Raw genomic sequence first — 7,980 nt, forward strand, 5'->3', positions numbered from 1 at the left:
CTTGGCAGAATACAGCGTGCGCTAGGCGTTCGCGTCCTGAACGCGACGAATCGCCTCGGCGGCAACCTTTTCTTGGATGCCCATGTCTAGCTCGGAAGTGAAGCCAACACAGGAGCAGTTGATCTCGCCGAGGACATAGGTGTCGGTGCCATCGGGGGCATCGTCAAGCATGAAGTCCGCGGTCCAAATTAGCGGAACGTCCTTGGTATCGCCGAGCTTCTCTGCGATAACGGGGCGGGCCTTCTTAAACATCTCCAACAGTTCCGGCCAGGATTCCGGCTTATCGTAGGTGTACTTTGCGCCGGAGAAGAGCGTGGCAGAGAAGTTGTCGCCGCCTTCCGCTGGCTTCTTGTGCACGATGAATACCGGCTCATCACCCACGAGGAGAATGCGGATTTCACCTTCCACAATGCGCGGCATAAAGCGCATGTCCACCAGCATGCCGTTATCGCCCTCAATGTACTGGTCACAGAAATCCATGAAGGAGCCCAGCTTATAGTCGTGGGTCTGGTTGTCTACTGCCTCGGTACACTTCAGGGCGGTATCAAGCGGGAGCGCGGTGCCCGGTTCCACGGATTGGGCAAGCTCCTGGTCCGCGAGGCGCACGCGCCAGATGCCTTCACCGGTGGAACCGCGGTTTTGCTTGAGCACCCGCTCACCATAAGACAGCGAGGTGGGGAAAGTATTATGCAGCTCTTCTACCTCGTAGTACGCGGCGGTATCGTCCGGAACCAGCGGGGTGTCATTGAGCTTGACCAGTGCATCTTTGGCGCCGTAGGCCATCATGTCCGCTGGAGTGGACATGCCTACCAGGCCGGCGTCTGCTAGCTTGGTGAGCAATTCGAAGTAGCCCTTCTCGCCACCGGGGATATTGCCTGGGTTCACGCGAGAGATATAAGCATCAAAGTTTTCAGAAACCTGGGCGTAGATCTCTTCCGCCTTGTCTGGGTGGAAGTAGATAACCTCAGCTTCCCAGCCCTGTTCCTTGATCGCGTTGACGATCGGCATGGTGTCCTTACGGTGACCATCTGCGCCCTTATCGGAGCCGCCCTCTACCTCAAATACAACGATTGCCTTGTGCACTAGCAATTCCCTTCTTAGGTGGTGTTCATAGCACGTTGTCGCACCATATCCGTAGTTTATCCCAGCTTTTCCTCCCCCGCGCGGCCAACTGCCCCCTCTGCCTAGCCCCGCCGGCCGGCGCCCCTATTTCCCGGCCGAGCCCTGTATCGCACACCACAGGAATGATCCCCGAGTGATCACTACGGGAAAATTCGGGTTAAAGTGGTGGGAGCGAAATACTAACCCTTATCGGAAAGGCAGGCGGACAGTGGCTGACGTTGATCCCTATCCTCCATTTCAGGAATACGCACACCCCGAGCGCCTCGTGTCTGCACCGTGGCTGTCCGCACGCCTAGGCGTCAAGGGCCTGCGCGTCATTGAGGTCGATGAAGACTCGCTCCTCTATGACATTGGCCATATCCCCACCGCCACCCGCATCAACTTCCGCACGGAACTACTGAGCCCACTTACTCGCGATTTCATCGATGGCAAAGAGTTCACTGCCTTGATGCGAGACAAGGGCATTAATGCCGACGATACGATTGTCCTTTATGGCGATAAGTCCAATTGGTGGGCCGCCTACGCCCTGTGGGTATTTACCCTCTTTGGCCACAAGGATGTTCGCCTGCTCGATGGTGGCCGCAATGCCTGGATGGCCGAGGAACGCGATACTTCCTTCATGGTGCCGGACTTCCCCGTATCCGAATACCCCGAGGTAAGCCGCGATGACTCCGTCCTGCGTGCCTTCGTAGACCAGGTGCGCGAGTCCGAGGGAGCGCTCGTGGATACCCGCTCCCCAGAAGAGTTTGCGGGCGAGGCCACCGAGCACGATCCCAATGGCGATTCCGCCTACGGCACCACCATGCGCCACGGTCACATCCCGGGTGCCATCAACCTCGAGTGGGACCGTTCCAACTATCCCAACTCCTGCTTCCGCTCGGCCGAGGAGCTCAGGGTTAATTACGGAATGTTGGAGCCTGAATCTGCAACGATCCTCTACTCCCACGTGGGCGCACAGGCCGCACACACCTGGTTTGTGTTGACGCATCTTTTGGGATTCACAAAGACGCAGGTCTACGATGGTTCGTGGTCTGAGTGGGGCAATATGGTGAAAATGCCGATTGAGCGTTAACTTTTTCGGTTTCGCCACATAAACCCATATCCGGCAGGGATGTGGGTTTATTTTTGTTCAAAAACATCCCCACTCGCGTGCGTGAAAATTAACTCATGTTTTTGTGTGCAAGAATAGATTGCGTATTCAACCTAATGTGTTCAGGAGGTTGCTGCCGTGGCAGTAGAAACCAAAAAGATCTCTAAGGTTCTCGTGGCGAACCGCGGTGAGATCGCCGTTCGCGTGATCCGCGCGGCCCGCGACGCTGGCATTGCCTCCGTCGCCGTCTACGCCGAGCCAGACGCCAAGGCACCTTTTGCCTCGCTTGCCGACGAAGCCTTTGCCCTCGGCGGCACCACTTCTGCCGAGTCCTACCTCGTCTTTGACAAGATTCTGGACGCCGCAGAAAAATCCGGCGCCGATGCCATCCACCCCGGCTATGGTTTCTTGTCTGAAAACGCCGACTTTGCCCAGGCCGTCATCGACGCCGGCCTGACTTGGATTGGCCCCTCCCCCGAGTCCATCCGCGACTTGGGAGATAAGGTTACCGCGCGGCACATCGCCGAGCGTGCCGAAGCCCCCATGGCACCGGGTACCAAGGATCCGGTAGCGGGCGCCGATGAGGTGCAGTCTTTCGCCATGGAATACGGCCTGCCCGTAGCCATCAAGGCTGCCTTTGGCGGCGGCGGCCGCGGCATGAAGGTGGCCTACTCCGCAGAGGAGATCCCCGAACTTTTTGAATCCGCTACCCGTGAGGCAACCTCCGCCTTCGGTCGCGGCGAGTGCTTCGTAGAGCGTTACCTGGACCGAGCCCGCCACGTCGAGGCCCAGGTGCTGGCGGATAAGCACGGCAACGTAGTCGTCGTCGGCACGCGCGATTGCTCCCTGCAGCGCCGCTTCCAAAAGCTGGTCGAAGAAGCCCCGGCTCCTTTCCTCACCGATGAGCAGCGCGCCTCTATCCACGAGTCCGCCAAGCGCATCTGCCGCGAGGCCGGTTACTACGGCGCAGGCACCGTGGAATACCTGGTGGGCGCCGACGGCCTCATTTCCTTCCTAGAGGTCAATACCCGCCTGCAGGTGGAGCACCCAGTTTCCGAGGAAACTACGGGCCTCGATCTCGTGCGCGAGCAATTCCGTATCGCTGAGGGCCACGAGCTCTCGCTCAAGGAAGACCCCACCCCGCGTGGCCACGCCTTCGAGTTCCGCATCAACGGCGAGGATGCCGCGGCGAACTTCATGCCAGCCCCTGGCACCATCGTGAAGTACTCCGAGCCAGCAGGTCCGGGCGTGCGCGTTGATTCCGGCGTCGTCCAGGGCTCCGTTATTGGCGGCCAATTCGATTCCATGCTGGCCAAGCTCATCGTTTGGGGCCCAGACCGCGAGACCGCGCTGCGTCGCTCCGCCCGCGCCCTGTCCGAGTACACGGTGGAGGGCCTGCCCACCGTTATCCCGTTTGACCAGGCTGTCGTTGCTGACCCCGCCTTCGCTGCAGAAGACGGCAACTTCGGCGTCTACACCAAGTGGATCGAAGAGGAATGGGATAACCAGCTTCCCGCCCACGATGAGTCCACCGATGCCGAAGCCGCCGACGCAGAGCCTTCCCAGGTGCACACCGTGGAAATCGACGGCCGCCGCATCGAGGTTGCCCTCCCCGCCTCCTTCGGCGCCAATGGAACCCCACGCAAGAAGAAGCGTAAGGGCTCCGGCGCCAAGGCCGCCGTATCCGGCGATGCCGTTACCTCCCCAATGCAGGGCACGGTCATCAAGGTCAATGTGGAAGAGGGCCAAGAGGTCGCCGAGGGCGAGGTCCTCCTCGTGCTCGAGGCCATGAAGATGGAAAACCCCGTCAAGGCACATAAGGCCGGCACCGTTACCGGCTTGGCAGTGGAAGCAGGCGCTTCTACCACCAAGGGCAGCGTACTGCTGGAAATCAAGTAGCCTGCCCCGCTAGCCTTGGAAGAATGACTGATTCTTCTCTCGGCGTGCGCTTGGCCAAGGAAGAGGACCGCGACTATCTGGCGAGCCTCTTCCCTTCTTCTATCGCGGACTGGTCCCCCATCGTGGACGGCGGGGTCATCGCCCTGCCCATGACCGCCAACGAGGACCCCACCGTTGCTCCCCGCGGCGCCGCGCTCCTGCGCTACTACCCCGCCGCCGACAAAGGCCCAGCTTTCTTGGGCGATCCCTCGGCGCACCCGCTTGACGACGCCACCTGGCTCACCCCCTTCGACCCCGAAGACATTCCCGAGCTCATCGTCTCCAGCGATGACCCCGCCGCCCGCGAGTTGCTTATTGCCAACGCCATCGACCTCGCGGCCGAGCAGACTGCCCCCGGCATCTCTTCCGCTGAGCCCTTGCCCGGATTTGAAGAGCTCACCCCCGGTAAGTTCTTCCGCCGCTTCTAGCTCGTCCCTATGCTCGGCCGCCCTCCTGCTAACCTAGCTACGATGCTGAAAATAGATGCAACTTATGGACATTCCACCGCTTTGGGGCAGCTGAGTCGCACCTTCGACGCCGGGCGCGTATACGGCTTGAAGGGCCCCAATGGTGCGGGTAAATCTACGCTGCTGCAGACCTTGAGTGGCGAAATTGCCCCGCTGAAAGGCACCGTCTCCATCGACGGTGCCGCACCCGGCAGCGCAGAGGCCGCCGGCTCCGTCATCGCAGTTTCGGATCCGGTCTTCTTGCCCGACCTCACCGTCGGCGAACACTTCACCCTGCTTTCGCGCCGCTCCGGCGTGGACTTTGCCGAGGTCCATGAGCTCTGGGCTATCGACGACGCCATCCGGAACTCCGCGGTCAGCGACCTTTCTTCTGGCCAGCGCCAACGCGTCTACCTCGCCGCCCAGCTCTATCAGCCGGCCAAGGCCCTGCTTATCGACGAACCCGAGCGCCACCTTGACCACACCTGGACCGCCTTCTTGGCCGAGGAGCTGCGCCACCTCGCCGCCGAGGGCCGCTGTGTAGTGCTGGCCTCCCACTCCCCGGCCATCTTCGATGCCTGCGACGAGGTGGTGGAGATTTCATGAAGCTTCTGTCCACAGCCTCCTCAGCCCTCTATTACGCCTTTATAGCGGCGCTCATCGCGAGCGTCAGTGTTTACGCTTGGCAGAATGCCGCCGAGGTTTTGCCCTCGCTCGCGCAGCGCACAGCCGCGGCCCTGCCCGCCACCGCGACCATCGGCGCTGGGGTCGGCTCCCTCGCCCTCATCGTTCTTCTTGAAGCGCTCTATCCGCTGCGCAGCCTTTCGCTCAGCCGGTGGGTCTATGTGGATAGGCCGCGGGGGCGTATGCGGGGCGTCGATAAGCTGTCCATTGCCCAGCTCGCCGGCGTGAGCCTCCTCGGCCTCGCCCTGTGTACGTCGCTGCGCCTTCCGCTCTATGCGGCGATGGCCCTCCCCTTGCTGCGCATAGCGCTCGGCTGGCGTTCCTTCGACCTCGCCTCACTTCTTCGCTCGGGCCGCACCCGTGCCGTCGGCTCGTCCTCCTTTGGACTGCTGGATTCTGAGGTTTCTGCCGATGCCATTGCCTCCCAGTCGGCGCGCCTGCGCCCCAGCTCGCGCGCCACAACATCGCCCGGCCGTCTCTTTTTCCGACGCCTATACCGCCGCTGGTACATCCCGCTCGGCGCGGTAGCTGTCATCGGCCTCACCCTAGGCCTCGTCCCACAACTCGGCAGCCTGGCGCTCATAGGATTCGCTGCCGCATGGACCATCGTCGGCGCCGCCACCGGCCGCGCCGCATCCTTTGGCCGCATCATCGACGGAACCTGGCCTGACTGGGGTCTTCCATTGACCGCGACAGCCGGTGCCGCCGTTCTCGGTACCACCTTCATCGCCGCCGTGTGGAAGCTGCCTGTACTCGTACTCGCCGCGTGCTGTTTAGGACTTACCTACGCCTCCTTCAAGCGCTCCCGCCCGGCGCGGGTGACCACCATGAACATCATCGACACCGGTGGCTTCGGTGCTTCGTTCTCCCCCGAAGTCTTCGGTTACTTCCTGCGCGGTGGCTACGGCATTGCGGCCATAGCTGTAATCCTCTTTTTCTAGTCGCCCTGCGCTTTCCCCAGGTACGTCACTTCAATAAGTTGCACATACCTGGGGATTTCTTTTGAGCTTTGTTCTGTATTACTTCACATAACACAGTTTGTGTTACTATAAGTAATATAGAATAAAGATTGGAGGTGACAGATGTTCATTAACCTCAACCCCGATTCAGATGTCCCCGTCTTCCAACAAATCCACGATGAATTAGTACTGGCCATAGCTCGCGGCCAGCTCTCTGATGGCGACAAGCTAGACCCTGTCCGCCGCGTCGCCAAAGACATAGGCATCAACCCAGCCACCGTAAAGAAGGCGTACGACCTCTTGGTCTCTGACGGCCTCGTTGAAACTGCCGGGCGTTCCGGCTCCATCGTCAGACCCGGCGCTCACACCGAGGCTCAAGAAAGGCAACTAGCTGAGCAATTAGGCCGAGTAGTCGCGCTCGCCCGTGCCCAAGGCTTTAGCCCAGATGAGCTCCACACCCACCTCAGCTCCACTCTTAAACACTTGGAAGTATCCTCATGATTTTCGCCCTTTTAATGGCCGCCACAACTCTCGCAATTACTTGGATTATGGCCAAAGCCCCTTCCCTTGCCTCGCCCGGCACACCGCTCGGTGTGCGCGTGCCAAAGGCCTACCTTTCCGATAGTGCAGTTACCTCCGCCCTTGCTGGATACAAGGTCCGTACTTGGGGCTGCGGCATCGCGGCAACAATCCTGTCCCTCTTTGCCTGGAAAGTGCCCCTCCTCGCCGCTGTACCGTCCCTCTTGGTAACGCTCGGCGGCTTGTGGGCCTACATCTCTCAACGCCGCCGCATCATCGCGGCGAAAAAGACCGGCGATTGGTTCGACGAGGTCGAAACCACCATCGCTGCTCGTGTTTCCACCACCGCCAATGGCACACCCGAATTCGCAGGCATCCCCACGCCGACTTTTCCGTGGATAACAATGCTCGCCTCGCTGTTGTGTATCGCGGCTGGTGCCATCATCGTCGCTTCCCACTGGTCCGATATTCCTGACCCCGTTCCAGTGCACTGGAATTCTTCCATGGAGGCGGATAATTGGAGCGAAAAGAATATCGGCAGCGTATTTTCTATCTCCTTCATCACCTTAGGAACGCTCTTACTTTTCGCCATCATCTGCTCTTTTATCGCACATAGTGAGGTATCCCCACGTTCAGAACGCAGCATTAAAGCTCGGCTGCGCAACGAGGCCAACCTCGCCTTCACGAATACCGTCATGGGAGTTCTCACCCTGCTCATGTGTGCCGGCATGGCCTTCACGCAAGTAACCGGCCCTGTACCGCAATTTCAGCGGTTTAATGGCGCCGCCATTATCACGATGTTGGTGCTTACCATCGGTGGCAGCATCGGACTGGTTGCGCTTCTTCTCTACAAGCAATCTCAATTATCCGAGCAACTGCGTGGAATCCGCTTTCCCGATGAAGACAAAGAATCACCGGACAATGACCACCTCTATAAATGGGGCGTTATGTACTACAACCCGGAGGATCCGGCGGTACTAGTGGATAAGCGCTTCGGCACCGGCATGTCGTTCAACTTCGCCCGCTGGCAGGCCAAGGCATTCCTCATCATCACGCTTCTGGTTCTAGTCGGCTCAATAGCGCTACCTTTCCTACTAGGCTGAAAATTTTAGCCCTCCCCGCTGAATCAAGATTCTCGTCCATATAAACCACCGATTTCGTCGACGGTTTTGGTGGTTTATATGGACGAAAGTCGCGAAAGCCGCCTGCAGATAGCACAGCG

The 7,980-nt window shown here is 59.8% G+C and carries 8 protein-coding genes; 7 read left to right on the forward strand and 1 reads right to left on the reverse strand.

Going from position 1 to position 7,980, the window contains the following annotated elements; all coding sequences use genetic code 11:
• Positions 1-21: 21 nt before the first annotated feature.
• Positions 22-1,083, reverse strand: a complete 1,062-nt coding sequence (locus tag ACKFRY_RS12075; protein WP_408922935.1) for a Cj0069 family protein — start codon at positions 1,081-1,083, stop codon at positions 22-24.
• 247 nt (positions 1,084-1,330) lie between these two features.
• Between ACKFRY_RS12075 and ACKFRY_RS12080 the strand changes: the two genes are divergently transcribed.
• From ACKFRY_RS12080 to ACKFRY_RS12110, 7 genes are all read left to right on the forward strand, one after another.
• Complete coding sequence (locus ACKFRY_RS12080; RefSeq protein ID WP_408922936.1) at positions 1,331-2,194, forward strand: sulfurtransferase; 864 nt, start codon at positions 1,331-1,333, stop codon at positions 2,192-2,194.
• Positions 2,195-2,350: 156 nt separating this feature from the next.
• A complete protein-coding gene (locus ACKFRY_RS12085; protein WP_250408818.1) occupies positions 2,351-4,111 on the forward strand; it encodes a biotin carboxylase N-terminal domain-containing protein in 1,761 nt (586 codons plus the stop codon).
• 23 nt (positions 4,112-4,134) lie between these two features.
• Positions 4,135-4,578: a hypothetical protein gene (locus ACKFRY_RS12090; protein ID WP_179387451.1), complete on the forward strand. Its 444-nt coding sequence runs from the start codon at positions 4,135-4,137 to the stop codon at positions 4,576-4,578.
• Positions 4,579-4,620: 42 nt separating this feature from the next.
• Positions 4,621-5,202, forward strand: a complete 582-nt coding sequence (locus ACKFRY_RS12095; RefSeq protein WP_250411323.1) for an ATP-binding cassette domain-containing protein — start codon at positions 4,621-4,623, stop codon at positions 5,200-5,202.
• Complete coding sequence (locus ACKFRY_RS12100; protein WP_408922937.1) at positions 5,199-6,221, forward strand: ABC transporter permease; 1,023 nt, start codon at positions 5,199-5,201, stop codon at positions 6,219-6,221. The genes ACKFRY_RS12095 and ACKFRY_RS12100 overlap by 4 nt, the downstream gene beginning before the upstream one ends.
• Before the next feature lie 141 nt (positions 6,222-6,362).
• On the forward strand, positions 6,363-6,740 hold the full coding sequence (locus ACKFRY_RS12105; protein ID WP_179387448.1) for a GntR family transcriptional regulator: 378 nt from the start codon (positions 6,363-6,365) through the stop codon (positions 6,738-6,740).
• A gap of 47 nt (positions 6,741-6,787) precedes the next feature.
• Positions 6,788-7,861 carry a DUF5808 domain-containing protein gene (locus tag ACKFRY_RS12110; RefSeq protein WP_408922938.1) on the forward strand — a complete coding sequence of 358 codons (1,074 nt, stop codon included), beginning with the start codon at positions 6,788-6,790 and terminating at the stop codon, positions 7,859-7,861.
• Positions 7,862-7,980: the final 119 nt, after the last annotated feature.

It is taken from the genome of Corynebacterium tuberculostearicum (assembly GCF_046097255.1).
GTDB classification, from domain to species: domain Bacteria; phylum Actinomycetota; class Actinomycetes; order Mycobacteriales; family Mycobacteriaceae; genus Corynebacterium; species Corynebacterium tuberculostearicum_J.

What these genes read in the sequence shown, in the direction of transcription:
- ACKFRY_RS12090 (WP_179387451.1), top strand. Translation starts at nt 4,135, where the DNA reads ATGACTGATTCTTCTCTCGGCGTGCGCTTGGCCAAGGAAGAGGACCGC.
- ACKFRY_RS12095 (WP_250411323.1), top strand. Translation starts at nt 4,621, where the DNA reads ATGCTGAAAATAGATGCAACTTATGGACATTCCACCGCTTTGGGGCAG.
- ACKFRY_RS12100 (WP_408922937.1), top strand. Translation starts at nt 5,199, where the DNA reads ATGAAGCTTCTGTCCACAGCCTCCTCAGCCCTCTATTACGCCTTTATA.
- ACKFRY_RS12105 (WP_179387448.1), top strand. Translation starts at nt 6,363, where the DNA reads ATGTTCATTAACCTCAACCCCGATTCAGATGTCCCCGTCTTCCAACAA.
- ACKFRY_RS12110 (WP_408922938.1), top strand. Translation starts at nt 6,788, where the DNA reads ATGGCCAAAGCCCCTTCCCTTGCCTCGCCCGGCACACCGCTCGGTGTG.